The sequence below is a fragment of the uncultured Devosia sp. genome (assembly GCF_964244875.1).
GTDB lineage: Bacteria > Pseudomonadota > Alphaproteobacteria > Rhizobiales > Devosiaceae > Devosia.
The window spans coordinates 455,121-477,323 of the sequence record NZ_CAXTKA010000002.1; the positions used below are offsets into that span (position 1 = coordinate 455,121).

Annotated in this window: 22 protein-coding genes; 10 read left to right on the forward strand and 12 right to left on the reverse strand. The window is 62.6% G+C overall.

All coding sequences use genetic code 11. The features are described from left to right. Nucleotides 1-536: 536 nt before the first annotated feature. Both ACFE8X_RS04590 and ACFE8X_RS04595 read right to left on the reverse strand, forming a co-directional pair. Nucleotides 537-1,457, reverse strand: a complete 921-nt coding sequence (locus ACFE8X_RS04590; RefSeq protein ID WP_375450270.1) for a cell wall hydrolase — start codon at nt 1,455-1,457, stop codon at nt 537-539. A 369-nt stretch (nt 1,458-1,826) separates the two neighbouring features. Then, nucleotides 1,827-2,510: an HAD family hydrolase gene (locus ACFE8X_RS04595; RefSeq protein WP_375450271.1), complete on the reverse strand. Its 684-nt coding sequence runs from the start codon at nt 2,508-2,510 to the stop codon at nt 1,827-1,829. Between the two features lie 115 nt (nt 2,511-2,625). Here ACFE8X_RS04595 and ACFE8X_RS04600 point away from each other — a divergent pair, with 115 nt between their 5' ends. The 3 genes from ACFE8X_RS04600 to ACFE8X_RS04610 all read left to right on the forward strand — a co-directional run bounded on the left by ACFE8X_RS04600 (nt 2,626) and on the right by ACFE8X_RS04610 (nt 7,396). Then, nucleotides 2,626-4,035: a protein adenylyltransferase SelO gene (locus ACFE8X_RS04600; RefSeq protein ID WP_375450272.1), complete on the forward strand. Its 1,410-nt coding sequence runs from the start codon at nt 2,626-2,628 to the stop codon at nt 4,033-4,035. A 9-nt stretch (nt 4,036-4,044) separates the two neighbouring features. Next, nucleotides 4,045-4,599: a gamma carbonic anhydrase family protein gene (locus tag ACFE8X_RS04605; RefSeq protein ID WP_375450273.1), complete on the forward strand. Its 555-nt coding sequence runs from the start codon at nt 4,045-4,047 to the stop codon at nt 4,597-4,599. Between the two features lie 178 nt (nt 4,600-4,777). Further along, the gene (locus ACFE8X_RS04610; protein WP_375450274.1) at nt 4,778-7,396 is read left to right on the forward strand and encodes an EAL domain-containing protein; all 2,619 of its coding nucleotides are present in this window, start codon (nt 4,778-4,780) and stop codon (nt 7,394-7,396) included. Nucleotides 7,397-7,522: 126 nt separating this feature from the next. On the opposite strand, the gene ACFE8X_RS04615 is transcribed toward ACFE8X_RS04610, so the two are convergent. From ACFE8X_RS04615 to ACFE8X_RS04640, 6 genes are all read right to left on the reverse strand, one after another. Further along, nucleotides 7,523-8,353: an ABC transporter ATP-binding protein gene (locus ACFE8X_RS04615; protein WP_375450275.1), complete on the reverse strand. Its 831-nt coding sequence runs from the start codon at nt 8,351-8,353 to the stop codon at nt 7,523-7,525. After that, a complete protein-coding gene (locus ACFE8X_RS04620; RefSeq protein WP_375450276.1) occupies nt 8,350-9,198 on the reverse strand; it encodes an ABC transporter ATP-binding protein in 849 nt (282 codons plus the stop codon). Before ACFE8X_RS04620 ends, ACFE8X_RS04615 begins: the two co-directional genes overlap by 4 nt. 84 nt (nt 9,199-9,282) lie before the next feature. Then, the gene (locus ACFE8X_RS04625) at nt 9,283-9,975 is read right to left on the reverse strand and encodes a hypothetical protein (protein WP_375450277.1); all 693 of its coding nucleotides are present in this window, start codon (nt 9,973-9,975) and stop codon (nt 9,283-9,285) included. A 4-nt stretch (nt 9,976-9,979) separates the two neighbouring features. Beyond that, the gene (locus ACFE8X_RS04630) at nt 9,980-10,876 is read right to left on the reverse strand and encodes an ABC transporter permease subunit (RefSeq protein ID WP_375450278.1); all 897 of its coding nucleotides are present in this window, start codon (nt 10,874-10,876) and stop codon (nt 9,980-9,982) included. 6 nt (nt 10,877-10,882) lie between these two features. Further along, nucleotides 10,883-11,890: an ABC transporter permease gene (locus ACFE8X_RS04635; protein ID WP_375450279.1), complete on the reverse strand. Its 1,008-nt coding sequence runs from the start codon at nt 11,888-11,890 to the stop codon at nt 10,883-10,885. 63 nt (nt 11,891-11,953) lie between these two features. Then, nucleotides 11,954-13,552 (reverse strand): ABC transporter substrate-binding protein, encoded by a 1,599-nt coding sequence (locus ACFE8X_RS04640; RefSeq protein WP_375450280.1) that lies wholly within the window; start codon nt 13,550-13,552, stop codon nt 11,954-11,956. A gap of 209 nt (nt 13,553-13,761) precedes the next feature. On the opposite strand from ACFE8X_RS04640, the gene ACFE8X_RS04645 reads away from it, so the two are divergent. Beyond that, nucleotides 13,762-14,166 (forward strand): VOC family protein, encoded by a 405-nt coding sequence (locus ACFE8X_RS04645; protein ID WP_375450281.1) that lies wholly within the window; start codon nt 13,762-13,764, stop codon nt 14,164-14,166. Nucleotides 14,167-14,235: 69 nt separating this feature from the next. Further along, complete coding sequence (locus ACFE8X_RS04650) at nt 14,236-15,162, forward strand: aldo/keto reductase (RefSeq protein WP_375450282.1); 927 nt, start codon at nt 14,236-14,238, stop codon at nt 15,160-15,162. A gap of 11 nt (nt 15,163-15,173) precedes the next feature. On the opposite strand, the gene ACFE8X_RS04655 is transcribed toward ACFE8X_RS04650, so the two are convergent. From ACFE8X_RS04655 to ACFE8X_RS04665, 3 genes are all read right to left on the reverse strand, one after another. Next, a complete protein-coding gene (locus tag ACFE8X_RS04655) occupies nt 15,174-16,112 on the reverse strand; it encodes a Gfo/Idh/MocA family protein (RefSeq protein ID WP_375450283.1) in 939 nt (312 codons plus the stop codon). 67 nt (nt 16,113-16,179) lie between these two features. Beyond that, on the reverse strand, nt 16,180-16,530 hold the full coding sequence (locus ACFE8X_RS04660) for a VOC family protein (RefSeq protein ID WP_375450299.1): 351 nt from the start codon (nt 16,528-16,530) through the stop codon (nt 16,180-16,182). An 11-nt stretch (nt 16,531-16,541) separates the two neighbouring features. Then, on the reverse strand, nt 16,542-17,795 hold the full coding sequence (locus ACFE8X_RS04665) for a glycerate kinase (RefSeq protein ID WP_375450284.1): 1,254 nt from the start codon (nt 17,793-17,795) through the stop codon (nt 16,542-16,544). A gap of 143 nt (nt 17,796-17,938) precedes the next feature. Between ACFE8X_RS04665 and ACFE8X_RS04670 the strand changes: the two genes are divergently transcribed. The 4 genes from ACFE8X_RS04670 to ACFE8X_RS04685 all read left to right on the forward strand — a co-directional run bounded on the left by ACFE8X_RS04670 (nt 17,939) and on the right by ACFE8X_RS04685 (nt 20,167). After that, on the forward strand, nt 17,939-18,631 hold the full coding sequence (locus ACFE8X_RS04670) for a DUF1045 domain-containing protein (protein ID WP_375450285.1): 693 nt from the start codon (nt 17,939-17,941) through the stop codon (nt 18,629-18,631). Further along, nucleotides 18,628-19,758, forward strand: a complete 1,131-nt coding sequence (locus ACFE8X_RS04675) for an alpha-D-ribose 1-methylphosphonate 5-triphosphate diphosphatase (RefSeq protein ID WP_375450286.1) — start codon at nt 18,628-18,630, stop codon at nt 19,756-19,758. The genes ACFE8X_RS04670 and ACFE8X_RS04675 overlap by 4 nt, the downstream gene beginning before the upstream one ends. A 78-nt stretch (nt 19,759-19,836) precedes the next feature. Continuing rightward, the gene (locus ACFE8X_RS04680) at nt 19,837-19,983 is read left to right on the forward strand and encodes a hypothetical protein (protein ID WP_375450287.1); all 147 of its coding nucleotides are present in this window, start codon (nt 19,837-19,839) and stop codon (nt 19,981-19,983) included. A gap of 31 nt (nt 19,984-20,014) precedes the next feature. Beyond that, nucleotides 20,015-20,167, forward strand: a complete 153-nt coding sequence (locus ACFE8X_RS04685) for a hypothetical protein (protein ID WP_375450288.1) — start codon at nt 20,015-20,017, stop codon at nt 20,165-20,167. Nucleotides 20,168-20,241: 74 nt separating this feature from the next. Here the strand turns inward: ACFE8X_RS04685 and ACFE8X_RS04690 are convergent, their stop codons facing one another. Further along, nucleotides 20,242-20,460, reverse strand: a complete 219-nt coding sequence (locus tag ACFE8X_RS04690) for a hypothetical protein (RefSeq protein ID WP_375450289.1) — start codon at nt 20,458-20,460, stop codon at nt 20,242-20,244. Nucleotides 20,461-21,008: 548 nt separating this feature from the next. Between ACFE8X_RS04690 and ACFE8X_RS04695 the strand changes: the two genes are divergently transcribed. After that, a complete protein-coding gene (locus ACFE8X_RS04695; protein ID WP_375450290.1) occupies nt 21,009-22,052 on the forward strand; it encodes a LacI family transcriptional regulator in 1,044 nt (347 codons plus the stop codon). The last annotated feature ends 151 nt before the right edge of the window (nt 22,053-22,203 follow it).

A 22,203-nucleotide genomic window follows, 5' to 3' on the forward strand; every position in this document is an offset into this window, starting at 1 on the left:
GCAGATCAGTGCGCGTTCGAGCTGGGAGACGCCGCAAACGCAATCTGCCTTACTGCAATCTCGGGCCGCTCTTGGCACAACGCCGCCCCACCCACGGTGTCATGCCGGCGCAGGCCGGTACCCATCCCGAGATGCTCCCGCAAGCCGTAAGGTTGCGCTAGCGGCCGGAGATCTGACCTACCTTGGGTAGGACGGGGTCATCTCTCCCCCTTATCCCCACCCCACGCACCCGCGCTATGCTTCTTGCCATCTCCACGCATCTACTGCGCGGTCGCGACGAACGGTCGGTGTGGGGGTACGGGGGTCGGGGTCGCCCGCCCGGAGCGCTGTCCGATCCAACGACGCCAAAGGCCGAGGACACAGGGCTCAACCCGGATGCGATGGCGAGACCAAGGTTTCATCACACGCGGTCTACCCGCATAACGAGACCGTGGTCTCGCCATTGCCGCAGCTCCACGCTCAACCGCCCGGCTCGTCCGGAGCGGCGCCTCACCATGCTCACAATGATCTTGATAGAGCCAGCGTGCCGCCGGAAATCAGTTCGGGGCGTAGAACAGGTGCGAGCCGATCTGGGCGACCTGGGTATAGGTATTGGACCAGTTCGGATTGGACGAGCGTGTATGATAATAGAGGGCGGAGCGCGGCAGCGAAGCCATCTGCTGGCCGGTGGCGAATTCGGCATAGACTTCGGCGGCAATGACCTTGGAGCGGGACCAGGCCCGGCGCTCGCTGGGCGCGTCGCTGCGGCCATCGCAGGCGAAGGTGAACTGGCAGCGATGATAACCCTTGCTGGCGTTCTGGTAGATCACGCCGCACAGCGTTGCCGGAAACCTGCCGGACAGAGCCCGGTTGACGATGACATTGGCCACGGCCAGTTGGCCCGCTTCGGTTTCACCGCGCGCCTCGTGATAGATCGCCTGGGCCAGGCAATCGCTTTCGGACTGGCCGGCGCCCGTGCTGGCCAAGGCCAGGTTGTGCTTCTTGACGCGCTCGGCAGTCGGCTCGAAGCCGGCATCGATATAGCGCGACAACAGCGCGGTATTGAGCGCCGGTTCGGCGGGCCGCGCCGGAGCGGTGAAACTGTCGATCGCCGAAAGGGCACCATTACTGCCGCCGAACGAGGCCCGGGCGATATAGCCCAGCAAGACGTCCTGGGTCAGTTCCGCTTCTGGTTCGGCCGCCGCGACGTCGAAATCGCGCAAGGCTTTCTGGCGGGCAATGTAGTTGGCAAGCAGCGCGGGGGTGAGCGCCTGTTCGCCGGGCGCGGGCGGCACCATGGCGGGCCGGGCGCGCAGCGCGACCAGTTCGGCCGGCACCTGCATCGGCATGATGTCGGCGATCTGAAGGTCCTTGGCGTGAGCGACGCCAAAGGTGATGGCGAGCACGAGCAGAGCGGCGCAGACGGCAAAGGCGCGCAGGAGGGCACGCGATGCGATGGTCAGCCCGGATTGCGTCAATGCCCCGTCCTTGCCCCTGGGCCACGTCCGGTCGTATCCGGCGGGCCTTCCGCAGGGTCCCACGTTGGAGACCCCATTCACTTCCCGGCTGCACCCTATCCAAGCTTTTGGCTGGAGGAAACAGAAAATTTACCGGCGGTTAACCATACGCGTTAGTCTCTTAAGTTAGGGTTAACCGAGGCGCGGTCGCCTGAAAACCCTTAAAATGCAAGAGGTTGAACGAGGGCGAACAGGGACTTAAGGGGATCGATAAAGGTTTATGCAAGCCCGGTGTGCCGCCTCGACTTTTCCACCGCTCGTTGCGGGGTACAAACGCAAGCGCCCGGCGCAATGGCCGGGCGAGCGTCGGGAGCACCTCTACGGAAGCGGCTAAAGCGCCGGAAACGCCGCGCGCCGGACGTGGTCGAGACTGTCCATGATGGCGATATCCAGCGCCCGAATCTCGGGGCTGGGATGGACAAGATCGGGCACCATGATGGTCTGCATGCCGGCGGCATGGGCGGCGCGGACCCCCGAGGGGCTGTCCTCCAGCGCGAGGCAGTGCAGCGGATCGATACCCAGCCGCTCGGCCGCCAGCAGATAGGGCTCGGGATGGGGCTTGGGGTGGATCACATCGTCCCGCGTGACGATGGTCTGGAACATGTCGAGCAGGCCGACGGCGCCCAGATGCAGCTGGGCATGGCGCGAGCGCGAGGACGTCGCCACGGCGGTGGGGATATGGCGGTCGCGCAATTCGGCCAGAAGTTCGCGGGCGCCGGTCTTGACCGGAACGCCGCCATGGCTGCGCTCGCCCATGCTGATGCGGCAGCGCTCGTCGAACATGGCGTAGGGAAACGCCATGCCATAGGCCTCGACCAGCAATTGATTGGTTCGCTCATGGCTGGAGCCGACCATGGACAGATGCACCGCATCGGTCATTTCAAAGCCCAGATCGGTACATACGTCGAAAACGATAGAGCGGAACAGGCTTTCGGTATCGAGCAGCGTGCCGTCCATGTCGAAAATGACAGCTTGGAAGGGGCGCAGGCTCGCCATGTCGAGATCGGTTTCCATCCGGCTCGATATAGGTTGGTTCGGCCCGCTTCGCTAGACGGCGACGCGAAAGGCTGGGTTGCAACAATCCTGGCCGGGATGCCGAACTCTTTGGGGCGTGCTAGCGTTGGGGGCCATGCGCCCGTTCAAGCCATCCAGAGCCCACGAAACCCTGGGCGATACGTTTTTCGATCGGGTCGGCCCTGCCCGGTTTCCACAGGCGATGCTACGCCATCGCGATCAGCGCTGGGCCCGGCGCGTCGGGCTTGACGGGTTGAGCGAGGCGCAATGGCTGGCCCATTTCGCCCGCTTCGAGCCCCTGCCCGGCTCGCTGCCGGAACCGCTGGCGCTACGCTATCACGGCCATCAGTTCCGCACCTATAATCCCGATCTGGGTGATGGGCGTGGCTTTCTGTTCGGGCAGGCCCATGACCTCGAAGATGGTCGGCTGCTGGATTTCGGCACCAAGGGGAGCGGGTCGACACCCTGGTCGCGTGGCGGCGACGGGCGGCTGACGCTCAAGGGGGGCGTGCGCGAAGTCCTGGCCAGCGAAATGCTGGAGGCACTGGGCGTCACCACCTCCAAGAGCTTTTCGCTGGTGGAAACCGGTGAGGCCCTGCAGCGTGGGGACGAGCCGTCCCCGACGCGCTCGTCGGTGCTGGTGCGGTTGAGCCATTCCCACATTCGCATCGGCACGTTCCAGCGCCTGGCTTATGTCAACGACCATGCCGGCCTGCAACACCTGCTCGATTATGCCATTGCCCAATATTATCCCCACCTTGCCAGAGAGAGCGATACTGCCGCGGCATTCCTGGGGGCAGTGGTGGGCAGCGTGGCAAGGCTGGGTGCGCAGTGGATCGCGGCGGGGTTCGTGCATGGGGTGCTCAATACCGACAATATCAACATTACCGGCGAGAGCTTCGATTATGGTCCGTGGCGCTTCCTGCCGCATTACGATCCCGATTTTACCGCCGCCTATTTCGATGAAACCAGGCTCTACAGCTTCGGCCGCCAGCCCGACGCGCTGGCCTGGAACCTGACCCGGCTGGCCGAGTGCCTGGTGCCGCTCTCGAGCGTGGAGGCGCTGGAGCCGGTGCTGAACGGCATGTGGCCGATTTTTCGCGCCGCACTGCCCAGGGCCATGTTGCGCCGCCTGGCTCTGGAGCCGCGCGGAGAGGTCGAGGACGGCGCCTTCGTGACCGCGCTCCTGGCGTTCATGGGGGCCTCGCACGTGCCCTATGAGCAGTTCTTTTTCGATTGGCGCGGTGGCGCGCTCAGCGTGGAACGCGCCGCCCGCAGCCCTGCAGCCGGTTTTTATGCCGATGCCGGCTTCGTGCCGGTCGCCGACGGCCTGGAGCCGTACCGAGCCAGTGCGGACGTCAACCTCGATCACCCCTATTTTGCCCGAACGACGCCGCGCACCATGCTGATCGAAGCCGTCGAGGCGATCTGGGCCCCGATCGCCGAGCGGGACGACTGGAGCCTGTTGCACGCCACGCTGGCCGAAATTGCGCAAATGCGCGAGGCTCATGGAATCGTGCCCTAGGAGATTGCCATGCCGCTTTATGCCCTGGACGGGATCGCGCCCCGGATCGATGACGATGTCGCCTGGATCGCGCCGACGGCAATCCTGGTTGGCGCAGTCGATGTGGGGGCCGATGCCAGCATCTGGTTCGGCGTGGTGGCGCGGGGCGACAACGAGCCGATCAGCATCGGGCCGGGCAGCAATATCCAGGACAATTGCGTGCTCCATACCGATATGGGATTTCCCCTGATCATCGGGGATGGCTGCACCATCGGGCACAAGGCGATGCTGCATGGCTGCACCATCGGCGACAATACGCTGATCGGCATGGGCGCGACCGTGCTCAACGGCGCCCGGGTCGGGCGGGATTGCCTGGTTGGTGCGGGTGCGCTGATCACCGAGGGCAAGCTCATCCCCGATAGGTCGCTGGTGGTCGGGGCGCCCGGCAGGATCATCCGCGCGCTCGACGCCGAGGCGATCGCCGGGCTGAGGCAATCGGCCGCCGGCTATGTCCGCAACGGCCGGCGCTTTGCCGCCGGGCTTGCCGCGGTCGCTACGCGCCCCGTCGATTTCGACCCGGCTTGAGGACCATCACAACCAGGCTTTGCATCCTGTTTACCACGCGAGCGGAAGAGGCGCCGGATAAGCCAAATCATAACGATGCCCGCTTAGTGTCCCTGCCATCGGGGCCCGGCGGCCCAGGGTCGGGGCAGCAGGTGTGAGTTCTATTCTAGCAGCTTTCAAAAGTGCCAGGCGCGGTTGGTTGCGCCCCACGCTGATCCCCGCACTGATCGCCCTGGTGGTGATCATCGCCGCAGGGCTGTTCGCCGACCGGCAGAACACCATCCTGAGCGAAGCCCATATGCGCGGGGTGGTGCTCGACCGCCTCGCCGTGATCCGGGCCAAGCTCGAGGGCAATATTAACGGCAATATCCAGCTGGTGCGCGGGCTGGTCTCGACCATATCCACCGAGCCCGAGATGAACCAGGCGCGGTTTTCCGCATTGGCCAAAAACCTGTTCGAAGAGCAAAGCCAGTTGCGCAGCCTGGCGGCGGCGCCGGGCATGGTGGTGTCGCTGATGTACCCGCTCGAGGGCAATGCCAAGGCGATCGGACTCGATTATCGCACCAACGTGGCCCAGCGTGGCGCAGCGTTCCTGGCGCGTGATACCGGCAGGCTGGTGCTGGCCGGGCCGGTGGATCTGGTCCAGGGTGGAAGGGGGTTCATCGGGCGCTTCCCGGTCTATGTGGGGGATGGCGCCGACAAGCAGTTCTGGGGCCTGGTCTCGGCAGTGGTCGATGTCGGCCGGCTTTATGCCGATAGCGGCCTGCTCGATCCCGACCTGCCCATCGATATCAGCATCACCGCCGCCGAAACCATGGCGGCGAACGGTGCGCCATTCTTTGGCCCCGACCTGCGCCAGGACAATCCGGTGATCTCCACGGTCGCCGTCCCCTCGCAGGCCTGGCAAATCGCGGCGCGTCCCAAGGGCGGCTGGGCCGACGATGGCAGCGGTTGGATGTTGCGGCTCGGCATGATCGTGGCCGGGGGGCTGATCTTGTGGCCGATCATCGTGACCAGCCGCATGATCGGCGAGCGGCAGCAGCATTTTCGCATGCTCAAGGAGCGCGAAGTGGAACTGGAACGTCTGTCGCGCCGGCTGCGGCTGGCGTTGGACAGCTCTCGGGTCGGTGTCTGGGAAACCGACATCGCCACTCGCACCCTGGTGTGGGATCAGCGCATGAACGAGCTTTATGGCCTGCCGGCCGACGGCAGCGCGCGCGGCAGTTTCAAGTGGCGCGACAGCCTCTGCCCCGATGATCTGGCAAGAGCGCAAGGCGATTTCCTTGCGGCAATCGAGACCGGGCAGTACCGTTCGGAGTTCCGGATCACGCACCCCGATGGCAGTTGCCACAGCATAAGGGCGATGGGCGCGACCTATATTGACAGCGACAACACGGCCAAGATGCTGGGCGTCAGCTGGGACGTGACGGCCGATGTGGCCCTCAATGCCGATCTGAAACGCGCCAAGGAAATGGCCGAGGCGCGCAATCACGAGCTTGAACTGGCAAAGGTGCGTATCGAGCACAATGCCTTGCATGACAGCCTGACCGGTCTGCCGAACCGGCGCTATCTGGACGATCTGCTCAAGCGACATGCCGCATCGGGTTATCGCGGATCGGGCAGTATTGCGCTGCTGCATATCGATCTAGACCGGTTCAAGCAGATCAACGATACGCTGGGCCACGCGGCGGGCGACGCCATGCTGGTCCATGCCGCCCAGATCTTGCGCCGCCATAGCGGGCCGCATGACTTCGTGGCCCGGGTAGGGGGAGACGAGTTCGTTCTGGTCTCGTCGGCGGAAGCCGGCGATACGCATCTGGGCATCCTGGCCGAGCAGATCGTGCAGCAGATGCGACAGCCGGCGACCTATGAGAGCCATGAGTGCCGTTTTGGCGTCAGCATCGGCATCGCCGTGGAACGAGGCGATGTGCTGGACGTCAAGCGCCTGTTGATCAATGCCGATATCGCGCTGTACCGGGCCAAGCGGCGCGGCCGCAACCGGTACGAGTTCTTCAGCGACGCCTTGCAGGCCGAGGTGGTCAATACCAAGCGCGTGGCCGACGAGATTCTCAGCGGCCTTGAGCGCAACGAGTTCGTGGCGTTCTACCAGCCGCAGTTCGATGCGCATACGCTGGACATGGTTGGGGTGGAGGCGTTGGCGCGCTGGCGGCACCCTACCCTGGGCATTCGCTCGCCCGACGCATTTCTGGCCATTGCCGAGGAGTTGAACGTCGTCGCCACCATGGACCGACTGATCCTGGAGCAGGCGCTGGCCGATCTGGATCGATGGGCGGCAGCGGGGCTGCAGGTGCCGCGCGCCTCGGTCAATGTGTCGCTGCGGCGGCTGCATGATGAGGATTTGATCTGCGGGCTGCGCCAATTGGACATCCAGCCGGGCCGGATTTCGTTTGAGCTGGTCGAGTCCATCTATCTGGACGAGAACGACGATATCGTCGGCTGGAACATCGATCAGATCAAGGATTTGGGCATTGACATAGAGATCGACGATTTCGGCACCGGCTATGCCTCGATCGTGTCGCTGCAGAACCTGCGGCCCAAGCGCCTCAAGATCGACAAGCAATTGGTCGATCCAATCATGAACGAGCCTTGCCAGCGCCAATTGCTGGCCTCGATCGTGGATATCGGCAAATCCATGGGTATCGAAGTGGTGGCCGAAGGCGTCGAAACCATGGCGCAAGCCCGGCTGCTGCGTGATCTGGGCTGCGATATCCTGCAGGGCTATGCCTTCGCCAAGCCGATGTCGGCGGACGACCTGGCCCGCTTCGTCGGCGCGCAGGCCTGGCGCAAGGCATCCTAGGACAGCGGAGCGGCGGTCGTGAATCGATCTTAACCGGCGGCAGCGCTCTTAACGTGCACCGGCTGATCGAGGCGATGACGGGTTCGGCCCAAAAGGGCATGGCGGTGACCTGGCCGATACGGCATCTTAAATAGCCAAGGCGGCTTTGCGGGCCAGGCGGGCCTTGATGCTTTCGACATCGGATCGAGGCGTCGCGGCAAACAGCGAACGGGTATAACTGTGCTGGGGATTGCCGAACACCGCGTCGCGGCTGTCGTGTTCGACGACATCGCCATAATACATCACCATGACTTCGTCGGCGATGTAGCGCACCACGCTGAGATCGTGGCTGATGAACACATAGGTCAGCCCGAACTCGTCCTGCAGATCCTTGAGCAGGTTGAGGATCTGCGCCTGCACCGACAGATCGAGCGCCGAGACCGGCTCGTCGAGCACGAGGAAACTGGGATTGAGCATTAGCGCCCGGGCAATGGCGATGCGCTGGCGCTGGCCACCCGAGAACATGTGCGGATAGCGGTTGAAGTGCTCTGGAGCAAGGCCGACCTTGGCCAGCATGGCGCGGGCTCGATCCTGGCGTTCCGACTTGGGCATATCGGTGTTGAGCAATAGCGGCTCGGCCAGCACGTCGCCGATCTTCTGGCGCGGATTGAGCGAGCCATAGGGGTTCTGAAAGACGATCTGCACCTTCTGGCGCATCTCGCGGGTGACATGGCGGGCATCCACCGCCTGGCCATCGATCAGGATATCGCCCGAGGTTGGCTCGTCGATCAGCGTGATCATGCGGGCTAGCGTGGACTTGCCACAACCGCTCTCCCCGACGACGGCGAGGGTGCGCCCCTTGTCGAGCGTGAAGTTGACGCCCTTGACCGCATGGACGATCCGGGCGGGACGGAACAGGCCGCCGCCGGTATGGTAATCGCGCTTGAGATCTTTGACTTGCAGGACGGGCGTGCTCATCGGGCCGCTCCGGTTTCGGGATCGAAGGCAAAATCGGCCACAGTGGGCAAGCGATCGCCCACCGCGTTTTCCGGCAGCGCCGACAGCAGGGCGCGGGTGTAGTTGGAGCGGGGATTTTCGAACAGCGTCAGCACATCGGCCTCTTCCATCTTGCGGCCCTTGTATTGCACGATGACGCGATCGGCGGTTTCGGCGACCACGCCCATATCGTGGGTAATCATGATCAGCCCCATGCCATATTCGGCCTGCAGGCCGACCAGCAGGTCGAGGATCTGGTTCTGGATGGTGACGTCGAGCGCCGTGGTCGGTTCGTCGGCGATCAGGAGCTTGGGATTGCAGGCGATGGCCATGGCGATCATGACGCGCTGGCATTGCCCGCCGCTCATCTGGTGGGGAAAGGCTCCCAGGCGCTGCGCCCCGTCGGTGATGCCCACCAGGTGCAGCAATTCGACGGCACGGTGGCGCGCGGCCTTACCGGCCAGACCCATATGGCGGCTGAGCACTTCCTCGAGCTGGAAGCCGACAGTAAAGCAGGGGTTGAGACTCGCCACCGGCTCCTGGAAGATCATGGCAATGTCCTTGCCGATGATCTGGCGCCGCTCCTGGTCGGATATGGTAAGCAGGTCACGACCCTCGAAGGCCATCGTCTCTGCGGTCACCGTGGCTGAAGATGGCAGGAGGCCCATGACAGCCAGCATGGCGACTGACTTGCCCGACCCGCTTTCGCCGACAATGGCGAGCACTTCACGGGCATCGACCGATACATCGATACCATCGACTGCCTTGAACAGCCCGATCGAGGTATCGAAGGCGACGGTAAGGTTCTTGATTTCAAGCAGGGGCATGGCGATATCCAAGAGCGCAGGCATTGCAGAGTTGAACGTGGCCTGGACGACATGTATAATGATGCAAGCCGACAGGAGAGATGATCATGGCGCTCGTACAGAAGCCGCAGAGCCCGTCGCAGAAGCCGGAAATTCTGAACTCGGGTCCCAAGCCGGCATACTGAGATCCCGCTGGCTCTTCTTTAGCCTTAATTTAATTTCCAATGCAGTGTTGAGGTCTCGCGCGCTGGCCTTGAGCACGACGATCATTCGGTGATAGGCGCGCACCATGTCGATCTTGCGATCCGCCGGTAGCGACCAGAAGAGGTCGCTCGCCAAGTCGGCGGCGAACTGGCCGACCAGTGCCCGTTGCCGGTAGTAGCCAATCGCCGCCGCGATAACTTGATTGTCGAGAATGGCTATGTCGCCTTCGATGGCACCAAACAGTATGCTGGGTGCCGGTTGCGGGATGAACGGGGTATAGGTGGGGTTGATCCAGCGGCCGGCTTCGATCTTTGCGACAATGTCCTCGCATGTTGTACCGAGGCTGCCATTGCTTTCCAATTCGTGCCAGTGATTGCGAACTTCAGCTCTGATGGCGCTTTGCACGTCCAAAGTTCGCTCCCGCCGCGCCAAACGCGTTACATGGCGGTCCACTGCCCTATTCCGGCTGTAGGCCAGAACGGCCAGCAGACCCGTCAGGACAATGCCCAGCAGTGCAAATGCGCCCTGGATGGCCGCCGCTTGCAGCGCGGTTTCCCTTAGTCCGATCGATATAAACCCGCTGACGAGGTCCATGCCCTCAGCTCCGCTTGAGCTTGGGATCGAGTGCATCGCGAAGACCATCTCCCACCAGGTTGATGGCCAGTACCGTCACGAGGATCGCCAGGCCCGGGAAGGTCACGACCCAGGGTGCCCGCAGGATGAACTCGCGGGCGGTGGCCAGCATGGTGCCCCATTCGGGCGTTGGCGGCTGCGCGCCCAAGCCGAGAAAACCCAGCGCTGCAGCTTCCAGAATCGCGTTGGAGAAGCTCAGGGTGGCCTGAACGATCAGCGGGCCGACGCAGTTGGGCAGGATGGTGACCAGGATCAGGCGCAGATGCCCTGCCCCGGCGACCCTGGCCGAGGTCACGTATTCGCGGTTCTTTTCGGCCATTACGGCAGCGCGGGTGAGCCGGGCGAAATGGGGTTGCAGCACCACAGCGATGGCCAGCATGGCATTGACCAGGCCGGGGCCGAGGATGGAGACCAAGACCAGCGCCAGCAAAAGCGAGGGAAAGGCCAGGATGATATCCATGACCCGCATGATCAAAGCATCCACCCAACCGCGGAAATAGCCGGCCAGCGCGCCAAGGATGATGCCCGAGAACAGCGACAGCACGACCACGACAAGGCCGATGACCAGCGAATAGCGCGAGCCGTGGATGAGGCGCGAGAGCATGTCGCGACCGACCGGATCGGTGCCGAGCAGGAAGGCCGGCTTGCCGCCGGCTTCCCAGACGGGCGGCGTCAACAGGCTGTCGCGAAACTGCTGATCGGGCGAATAAGGTGCGATCCAGGGGGCAAAGAGCGCCACGAAGATCAGAAGAACGACGACGACGAGCCCAAGGACGGCGCCCTTGTTCATGGAAAAGTAATGCCAAAACTCACCCAGCGCGCTGGGCGGACGGCGAGTGACGGTGGTGCGGCTATCGGTCATGGGGCCTCACTGCACGCGAATGCGCGGATTGATGACCGCATAGAGCACGTCGACGATCAGATTGACTGCCATGACGATCAGCGCGATCAGCAGGAGGCCCGACTGCACCACGACATAGTCGCGCTTGGAGATGGAATCGATCATCCACTTGCCGATGCCGGGCCAGGAGAAGATGGTTTCGGTCAGGATGGCGCCGGCCATCAGTGTGCCGATCTGCAGGCCGATGGTGGTCACCACCGGGATCAGGGCATTGCGAAAAGCATGCAGGCCCACGACCCGGCGCGGCGACAGGCCCTTGGCGCGGGCGGTGCGCACATATTCCTCACCCAGCACTTCGAGCATGGCCGAGCGCGTTTGCCGTGCAATCACGGCAAGAGGAATGGTGGCCAAGGCGATCGAGGGCAGAATGAGGTAGCGCAGGGCCGACACGAAGGCGGGCCAATTGCCGTAAAGCAGGCTATCGATGGTCATGAAGCCAGTGATGGGCTTCAAAAAGAAGTTGAGGGCGATGCGCCCGCTCACCGGGGTCCAGCCCAGGTAGCCGGAAAAGAAGATGATCAGCAATAAGCCCCACCAGAAGATGGGCATGGAATAGCCGGTCAGCGCCACGCCCATGGTCAGCTGGTCGAACCAGGAGCCGCGCTTGACGGCGGCGAAGATGCCGGCCGGTATGCCCATCGCTACGGCGATGATCATGGCGACCAAAGCCAGCTCGACAGTCGCGGGGAACAGGGTCAAAAACTCGGTGAGCACCGGCCGCTTGGTGGCGACGGAAATACCGAAATCGCCCTGGAGCACGCCCCAGACGTAGTCGAAATACTGCACCCAGACGGGTTGGTTGAAGCCGTATTGTTCCTTGAGAATTTCATAGCGCTCGGGCGTGATGCCGTGCTGACCGGCCATGGCCAGAATAGGATCGCCTGGCAGCAGGCGGATGAAGGCGAACGAGGCGATGGTGATGCCGATCACCGTCGGAACGATCAGCGCGAGCTTGTGCAGAATATATCGAAGCATGGGCCTGCCATGAAATAAGGGCGGCGCCACGAAGGCGCCGCCCTGCTGGAATTGTTGCGAAGTTTATTCGGTTACGTCGACATTGTCGAAACGATGGATGCCCAGTGGGTCCATGGTGAAGCCGGAGACGCGCTTGTTCATCGGCATAAAGACCTTGGAGTGAGCCAGTGTGAGGGCCGGAGCCTGCTCCTTGAACACGACCTGGGCCTGTTCGTAGAGCTTGGTGCGTTCGGCTTGGTCGGACACTTTCTTGGCGTCCTGGGTCAGCTTCTCGAAATCCTCGTCGCACCAGCTCGAATAGTTCGAAACGCCAATAGCCGAGCACGAGAACAGAGTGGCAAAGAAGTTGTCCGGATCGCCGTTGTCGCCGGTCCAGCCGATCTGGAAAGCGCCTGGACGATCCTTGGCCTTGCCCAGTTCGCGATATTCGGTCCATTCGTAAGTGACGATATTGGCGGTGACGCCGACAGCGGCCCAGTCGGCCTGGATCAGTTCGGCGACGCGGGCTGCGTTGGGATTGTAGGGGCGGCTGACCGGCATGGCCCAGAGATCGAGCGTCAGCCCCGAAACACCGGCCGCTGCGAGGGCAGCTTTGGCGGCTTCGGGATCGTAGGCGTCGTCGACGATGTCCTTGTCATAGGACCACATGGTGGGCGGGATCAGGTTGACGGCCGGCTGGCCGGCGCCCTGATAGACCGCATCGATGATTGCCTGCTTGTTGATGGCCATGTTGAGGGCCTTGCGGACCGCGACATTATCCATCGGCGCGATGGTGGTATTGTAGGACATGTAGCCGATATTGAGGCCTTCCTGCTCCATCACATTAAGGTTCGTATCGACCTGCAGATCGGCGATATCGGCCGGATTTGGGTAATCCATGATGTCGCATTCTCCGGCTTTGAGCTTTTGCACGCGCACCGCCGGATCGGTGGTGATGGCAAAGATCAGATCGTCGATGGCGACCTTGCCGGCCCAATAATCGGGGAAGGCCGAATAGCGGATGACGGCGTCGGTCTGGTAGTCAACGAACTGGAACGGGCCGGTGCCGATGGGCTGAGTGGAAAGCTGTTCCAGAGTGCCAGCGGCGAGGAGTTGGTCGGCATATTCCTTGGACATGATGGAGGCAAAATCCATGCCCAGATTGGCCAGCATTGGCGCGTTGGGCTCGGTCAAGGTGATCTTGACGGTCAGATCATCGACCTTTTCGATGCTCTTGAGGAATTTGGGCATGTCCATGCCCTGGAAATAGTCCCAGGAGATGCCTTCCAGATAGGTGTTGAAAGCGTTGTCCGGCTTGTACTGGCGCTCGAACGAGAAGATCACGTCGTCGGCATTCAAATCGCGCGTCGGGGTGAAATAGGCCGTGGTGTGGAACTTGACGCCGGCACGCAGGTGGAAGGTATATTCCAGCCCATCTTCGGAAATGTCCCAGCTCTCGGCAAGACCCGGCACCACATTGGTGCCGCCATGTTCGAACTCAACCAGGCGATTATAGATGGTGCGGCCGGAGGCGTCGAAATCATTGCCGCCCGTGGTCGGGCCTGGATCGAAATGGGCGGGGGAGGCTTCCGAGCAGAAGACCAGTTGTTTGGCCTGCGCAGCGCCGGCACAGACGGCGAGCGTCGCAACGGCAAGCATCATGCCCTTCAGCAATTTTCTCATGACTATGTCTCCCGATAAGATTTTTTTGCGCATCCGGTTTGCCGGCCGGAGCTTGGCGGCCACCAAAGCGTAGAATCCGCTTGGGCGCAATGGGGCAGTTTGACCATTTGGTCAATTCAATGACGCCCGCAAGACGATTGCATGAAGCCGCGCCAGATCGAACGATCGTTCCGGAGCATGTCACGGCGCTTGACGAAGGCCGTGGCGAAATGCCCAAATTGGGCATGACCTTGCGCCTTGCCACCGTCACCCTCGTCGTCGCCGATTATGACGCGGCGATCCAATTTTATCGCGACACGCTCGGCTTCACCCTGATCGAAGACAGCGACCTCGGTGGCGGCAAGCGGTGGGTGGTCGTGGCGCCGGCTGGCGGCGGCGCAAGATTGCTGTTGGCGCAGGCCGACGGCCCGGCCCAACAGGCCGCGATCGGCAACCAGACGGGCGGACGGGTGATGGGCCTTATCCAGACCGAGGATTTCAGCGGCGATCATAGAAGCATGGTTGCCAATGGCGTGCAATTTCTCGAACCGCCGCGGCATGAGGCCTATGGCAGCGTGGCGGTGTTTGTGGACCTGTATGGCAACAAGTGGGACCTGATCCAGCCCAAGGGCTAGGACCGTCGTCCGCCGGCGAACCGAATGGCGCCAGAAACGTTAAACGGCATATTATCAAGGAGAGACAAAATGGACCGCCGCCCGCTTGGACGCAGCGAACTTGTGATCGAACCCCTGGTTTTCGGGGGAAATGTGTTTGGCTGGACGGTTGACCAGAACACCGGCTTCGACATCCTGGACGCTTTTGTGGACGAAGGATTCACGGCAATCGACACCGCCGACGTTTATGGCAAGGGCAAATCCGAAACCATGATCGGGCAATGGCTCAAGGAGCGCGGCAACCGGGAGGGACTGCACATCTTCACTAAAGTCGGTGCGGAAATGGCGCCCGATCAAAAGGGGCTCAAGGCCGATCATATCAAGACGTCCGTGGAAGCGTCGCTCAAGCGGCTGCAGACAGACTATATCGATCTGTACCAGAGCCATCGGCCGGACGATGCAACCCCTTACGAAGAGACGCTGGAGGCCTATGACATCTTGATCCGCTCGGGAAAAGTACGGGTCATCGGCTCGTCCAATTTCACGCCCCGGCAAATCAGCGATGCCCATGAAACGGCGGTAATCAAGTCACTGCCGCGCTATGAAACCGAACAGCCGCTCTACAACCTCTATGACCGCCAGGTGTTTGAAGGAGAATTGCAGGATCTGGCGCTCAAGGAGGAAATCGGCATCCTGCCCTATTTCAGCCTGGCGGCAGGATTCCTGACCGGCAAATATCGTTCAGCCGACGATTCAGGCAAAAGTGCCCGTGGCGGCATGATGGAGAAATACCTCAACCCCAAGGGCTTCAAGATCCTCGATGCGCTGGACCAGGTCGGCAAAGCCAATGGCGCCACGCCGGCCGAAGTAGCGCTGGCATGGCTGGTAGCGCAGCCGGGCGTCAGCGCGCCGATCGCCTCGGCAACGTCGCTGGACCAGCTCAAGAGCCTCGCCAAAGGCGTGCGGCTCGATCTCAGTGAAGCGGAGCTCAAAACGCTGACCGATGCGGGGCGCTAAAGCCCCTCACCCTACCACTCGAAATCGGGTCCGGTGATCCGGGCCCCGAGCAGGAAAGCGTCGGCCACCAGGCGCAAAGGGGCGGAGTGAACGTCCGATCGGTGGTTGGCGAGCAGGGTGGCGAAGTGGTCATACATGGCGGCGTATTCGCCGTCGCCGTGTTGCACCACAACTTGGTCGTTGACGCGCAGGGTGCGCCCACCGCCCTCGAGCTTGAGGACGTCGCCGGTGCCGGTTTCAAAGCGGATCGTCCAGACTTCCCCGCTCTCTTCGAGCCAGTTGAAGCCGGCGCTCATGGGCGGCTGGTGTTCCTGGCCAGATTTGAAGTCAATCTGGACATCGATCGGGGTCTGCTTGTTGGCGGGAAAAGTCAGGCTCGCCCTCTGCACGAATACCGGGAACGGCATGACCTTGGTGAAGATCGACAAGGCATTGATGCCAGGATCGCACACGCCGAAGCCGCCCGGTTCCCATACCCAGTCCTGGCCTGGATGCCATTTGCGCACGCTTTCACGCCAGTCGATCCGCACCGATCTGACGCCATCGGCGGCCAGGATGTCGCGGGTGCGATCCACGGCGGGATTGTACTGGGAATGCCAGGTCTGGAACAGCACGCGATCGCGCTTGGCGGCATGGGCCACCAGATCATCGAGTTCGGAGATAGTGGTGGTGGGCGGCTTTTCCATCATCACGTCCTTGCCGGCGTCGAGCGCCTCGCGGACATATTGGTGACGAATGCCGGGCGGGGTGCAAACCGAAACCAGCGACACCTCCGGCATGGCCGCATAGAGTTCGGCCGGAGTTTTGAATACCGGTGCAGTGCCATGGGTCAGGCCACGGGTCGAAACAGTGGCGGCGAGTTCGAAATCGTCGGATTTGTCGATCACCGGCAGGTGCTGGTCCTGCGCGATCTTGCCGACGCCGATAACGGCGATCTTACGTCTGGCCATGGCTTGGCTCTCCCAATTATGCGCGGTGATAGAACAGATTGAGGGCGTCGTGCCAAGCCGGCACGTGTCATGCTGCCGGCGGCTGCCAAAGCTCGATCGGGTTGCCTTCGGGATCGACTATGCGGGCGAAGCGGCCGGTTTCGGGGGCGTCCCACTCGTCGGGGCGGGTTTCGACCGCGATCCCCGCAGCAGCCAATTGCGCAATCAACGCACCAAGATCATCAACGCGAAAATTGATCATCCACTGCCTGGCGGCGGGAAAATAGCTTGTATCGGCTTTGAAGGGGGCAAAGACCGTCACGCCTGCCTGCTGGTTCCAGAACTCGGTGACCCCGAGATGGAGCGCGTACCAATCGGCCAGGGCCTTGGTGTCTTGGGCACGAAAGAAGACGCCGCCGATCCCGATTGCTTTTGCCATCATGTGTCCTTCTAGCGAATGAGAATGGCGCGGAAGTCGTTGACATTGGTGCCGGTCGGGCCGGTGACCAGCAGGTCCCCGATAGCGGCGAAAGCGGAATAGGCGTCGTTGTTTGCCAGCGCCACCAACGGATCGATGCCCGCCTTGCGCAGGCGCATCGCTGTGGTGCCGTCGGCATAGGCGCCGGCATTGTCCTCGGAGCCGTCGATGCCGTCGGTGTCAGCGGCCAGTGCCGATATGCCATCAACGCCGTCGGTAGCGATGGCAAAAGCCAGCAGGAATTCGGCATTGCGACCGCCCCGGCCCTTGCCGCGCAAGGTGACCGTGGTTTCACCCCCCGACAGCAACACAACGGGCTTGCTGAATGGGCGGCTGCGGACGGCGATCTCACGGGCCATGGCGGCGTGGACCTGAGCCACGTCGCGCGCCTCGCCCTCGATCGCATCGGACAGGATGGCAGCTCCCACACCATGGCTGCGGGCGAGTTCTGCAGCCGCCTCCAACGACAGGGCGGCGGAGGCGATGATGCGCACGCTGCCAGGCGCCGGGCTCTTGGCGTCGGGGATGGGCGCAAGATTATCATCGCCCGCAAGCAAGGCCATGGCCGCAGGCGGTAGCGCCAAGCGGTAGAGGGTCGCATATTTGCGGGCCAGTTCGCGTGTCCCCGCCAACGCAATGGTGGGACCCGATGCCACGATGGCCGGATCATCGCCAGGCACGTCGGACACCACGAGCGTGGCGACGCGGGCCGGAGCCGCACGGGCGGCCAGGCGGCCCCCCTTGATGGTGGAAAACTGGCTGCGCAGCAGGTTCATCACCCCGATGGGCGCGCCTGACGCCAGCAAAGCGCGATTGATCGCCTGCTCGTCCTCCAGCGTCAGTCCCGCTGCCGGGGCGGGCAGGAGCGAGGAGCCGCCGCCCGAAATGAGCGCCACGACCAGATCGTCATGGCTGAGGCCCGAGACGGTTTCCATGATGCGGCGTGCAGCCAGATAGCCGGCCTGATCGGGAACCGGATGGGCGGCCTCGACGATTTCGATGCGTTCGCACACTGCCGCGTAGCCGTAGCGCGTGACGACAAGACCTGTCAGCGGGCCATCCCAGGCCGCTTCGAAGGCCCGCGCCATCTGTGCGGATGCCTTGCCAGCGCCCACCACAATAGTGCGCCCGCGTGGTTTTGCCGGCAAGTTGAGACGCACCGCCAGGCCGGGTTGCGCCTTGGCCACGGCCTGGGCAAACAATGCATCGAGCAGGGAGCGATCCATGCGGTCTCCACCTTGCGATTCGCACGGTGCAAGGGTAGCCAGACGATAATAGGCAAGCCGCCCGGCTGTCCAGCAACCGGACCGGCGGCCGACCGACTTGGGACCGACATGTTTGCAGGGTAATGAGCCCGCCTGGAGCAGCAATGGCCGCACGTTATGCAATCTATCACGCGCCGATGGCGACAGGCGCCTTGTGGGAGCGCGCCTCGACCTGGCTGGGCCGCGACGCGGCCAATGGCGATGTGTTCGAAGGACCGGTTGCCGGCATCGACCGCGACCGGCTGCTGAACTTGACGCAATCGGCCAACCGCTACGGGTTTCACGCCACGATCAAGGCGCCGATGGCGTTGGCGGAGGGCGCCCTGCCCGAGGATCTGCATGCAAGCCTGCGCAGCTTTACAGCCGGGCACGCGCCGGTCGAGATGGGTGCAATGCGGCTGGCGCTGATCGACGGCTTCATCGCCATCGTGCCGGGGGAGCGCCGCGAGACCCTGCAGGATTTTGCGGCCCGCGTCGTCGAGGAGTTCGAACCGTTCCGGGCCCCGATGAGCCTCAAGGACCGCGCGGCGCGGGTCGCCAAGGGCCTGACGCCAAGGCAGGAAGAACTGCTTGATGGCTATGGCTATCCCTATGTGTTCGAGCAATTCCAGCTGCATATGACATTGACCGACCGGCTGGGCGACGCCGACCGCGACGAGATTTTCGCGGCGGCGAGCACATGGTTCGGACCGTTGCTGGAGAAGCCGATGGTGCTGGACAGCCTGACGCTGTTCGAGGAACCGGAGCGCGGTCGCCCCTTCATCCGCACGGCGGATTTTGCACTGGCGCAGCCATGACGGTATTTGGCAATGCGCGGATCGTCCTGCCGGACAGCGTAGTGACCGGCTCGATCCAGATCGAGGACGGCTTGATCACGGCGATCGACACGGGCACGACGCAGGTCGGCGAGGACTTCGAAGGGGATTACCTGATCCCGGGTTTGGTCGAACTGCATACCGATCATCTGGAAAATCATTACCGGCCCCGGCCGGGGGTGTTCTGGGATCCGATGGCGGCGCTGCATGCTCACGATGTGCAGATTGCCGGCTCGGGCATTACCACGGTGTTCGATGCGGTGCGGATCGGATCGGACGTGGATGTGCCCGACATGAAGCCCCATGCCGAGATGCTGGTTCGGGCCATTAGGACAGCGCGCGATCAGGACCGGCTGCGGAGCGAGCATCTCATCCACCTGCGGTGCGAGTTGCCCAGCCACGACGTGCTGGATCATTTCGCGGCCTTTGCCGAGCTGGACATCGTCAGGCTTGCCTCGGTGATGGACCATACCCCGGGTCAGCGGCAATTCCAGTCGATGCAGACTTACAAGCTGTTTTACAAAAAGCAGATGGGCCACTCCGATGCGGATGCGGAAAGAGCGATAGCGGCCCGGCTGGACGAACAGGCCCGCTTCTCGGACCCGCATCGCAAGGCGATCGCGCGGCGCGCGAAAGCGTTGGGTCTGATCTTGGCCAGCCATGACGACGCGACGCTGGCGCATGTCGCTGAAGCTGTAACCGATGGTGTGGTTATCGCCGAATTTCCCACCACGCTGGAAGCGGCTCGTGCGGCTCATGCAGCGGGGCTGTCCATCCTGATGGGCGCGCCGAACGTGGTGCGTGGCAAATCGCATTCGGGCAATATTTCGGCCACCGATCTGGTGCGGGCGGGCATGATGGACGTGTTGAGCTCGGACTACGTGCCGTTTGCACTGCTGCAGGCGGCGTTCCTGCTGCCCGAGCGGGTGGAGGGCCTCGGCCTGCCCCAAGCTCTGGCTATGGTGACGGGCAATCCGGCGCGGGCTGCAGGATTGACCGATCGCGGCGAGATTGGCGTCGGCAAGCGGGCCGATCTGGTGCGGGTCCAGGTCATCGCTGGCGTGCCGGTGGTCCGGGCCGTCTGGCGGCAAGGCAAAAGAGTCGGCTAAGATAGTCTGTCTTGATTGGGCGGAATGAACCAGTTGGCGCTTGGTGCGTTGATTGGCGCCAAAGCGTCAGGAGCTTGCATGAACCGGAACGGACTATATCTCGTGATCGCCGTGCTGGTGATCGCTATCGCCGCATTCGCCATCTATACCTATCAGCAACAGAACCGACCGGGTGTCGAAGTGCGTGTCGACGAGCAGGGCATTTCGATCGATGGCAATGGCTGATCGCAATCCCACCCACCAACGCGAGACTATCATGACAGCCCTTGCCGCCGAGCTGGAGCGGCAGGGCATTGCCGGCTTCGATGTCAATGCCTTGGCGGATGCGGTTGAAAATGTCATCGCTGGACAGGGCAAGGTGAGTGAAGGCCGGCATCCGGACGAACTGAACGCCACAAATGACGATTGACAGGATGAGCCATCCGGCAAACTGCCCACGCCTTTTCCAACGCTATAAGGGCGGCAGGTAGAGAGAGCGCGGCGTCAGGCCGCGTCGGCCTTGCGCGTGACCGCGGCCTTGACGGCGAAATGCGCCTTCTCGACGCTTTCGAACTGGTGACCGTCAACGGCAAACGCGGGTAACCGGACGGCGACGAACCGATAGCCGCCGTCATGCGGCACAACGATGCCCTGGGGCTCGCCGCCAACTTCAATGACTATGGGCCGGAGGGCCGAAGCCCTGTCGAGACTGGATTCTTGCATGGGTGGATGCTCCACTTGCGCGTCGGGACCGGTGCATGATTGGGCGTGTGACCAGTCGCAGTTTGCACGATCAAGGCGGCGACGCTGGGGTCTTATCGATCTTGTGAGACAAACGCGTGACCACGTTTGGTACGTTCGGTCACATTCGTTTGGAGCGACAGATCCCTTGCCAGTGTTTGAGGCCTTGCACGTTAGCATCGCGGACGGTCGAGCACCCGAGGTGGATGGTGAAGGTCATTGATGGGGTCATCTTGCTTCCTCTCCTGGGTGGTGGAACACGCGCGCCGAACATCGGCTCGATACAAAACCGAAGATAAGGCGGGACCAGCTGACTTACCAGTCCCGCATGTCCCAAACAGCGATCCAATTTGAAAAAGCCTGCTCGACTTTGGTCGTAGATCGCAATGGCGACGATCGCTCAACCCTTGCCGGGCTCCTGATTGACCGCCGGCAAACCACAGGTCCTGCTTGTTCTCTTGATGACAATCTGATGATGTCTGCCTGCTGAATGCCTGCCGGCCGCATGGGCGGGCAGAGGGGAGCATTTCGTGTCAGAAGACCTCACACCACTAACGCGCAGGCGGGGCGTCAAGCCTTCCGGCAAACCGACGCTCAAGACCATAGCGCAAATGACGGGGCTCGCGGTCACCACCATTTCGCGTGCCCTCAACAATGCGCCCGAACTGGCGCAGGAAACGCGCGACCGCATCCAGAAGATTGCCGCCGAAATCGGCTATCTGCCCGACCGCGCAGCGTTGCGGCTCAAGACCGGACGGACCAATGTGATATCATTGGTGCTGGAGCCGGACGAGCAAATCTATGGGTTCGGCTCGGCGATCGTGACCGGTTTGACCGAGGCGATGCGCGACACAGCCTACCATCTCGTGATCACGCCGCATTTTCGCAATGTCCAGCCGATCGAGCCGATTCGGCACATCGTGCGCAACCGCATGGCCGATGGGGTGATCTTTTCCAAGGTGGAACCGTTCGATGAGCGCATCCGGTTCCTGATCGACAATGATTTTCCCTTTGTCAGCCACGGCCGCAGCTCCTGGCCGGACGCGCATCCCAGCGTCGATTTCGACAACGAGGCCTATGCCTATGGCGCGACGCTGCGGTTGGCGCGGAAGGGCTGCACAAAAGTGTCGATCGTGCTGCCCGACAGCGCCCTCAGCTATACCGAGCATCTCAAGCACGGCATGCAACGCGGGGCGGCCAAGATGGGGATCGCCTATGAATTCGCGGCCGACGTCAACATCAACAGCCCTACCGATGCGATCCGCAATTATGTGATCAAGCGCGCCAAGCGGCCGGATGCACCGGACGGCTATGTGTGTGCTTCCGAGATTTCGGCGCTGGCGGTCATCGGCGGGTTGGCCGACAGCGGCATGGTGGTCGGACGCACGGCATTCGTCGTGGCCAAGCAGGCCTCTCCGCTGTTCGACCAGTTCCAGCCGGGCGCTGATACCGTGCACGAGGATTTCGTCGACGCCGGCCAACGCCTGGGCGCGCTGCTGTTGCGGCAGATAAATGGCGAAGGGCCGGATGGGCTGAGCTATATCGATGAGCCAAAGTTCGAGTGGAAGGACTGAGGGCAGACACCCTCATCCGGCGCTGCGCCACCTTCTCCCCGACGGGGAGAAGAATATGAGGGTCACGGACCCTGAGGATTCCGCTCCCCGTCGGGGAGGGGAGTGTTTACATTAGACTTGGAAAGGATTCTTCTCGGCTCGCTGGAATAGT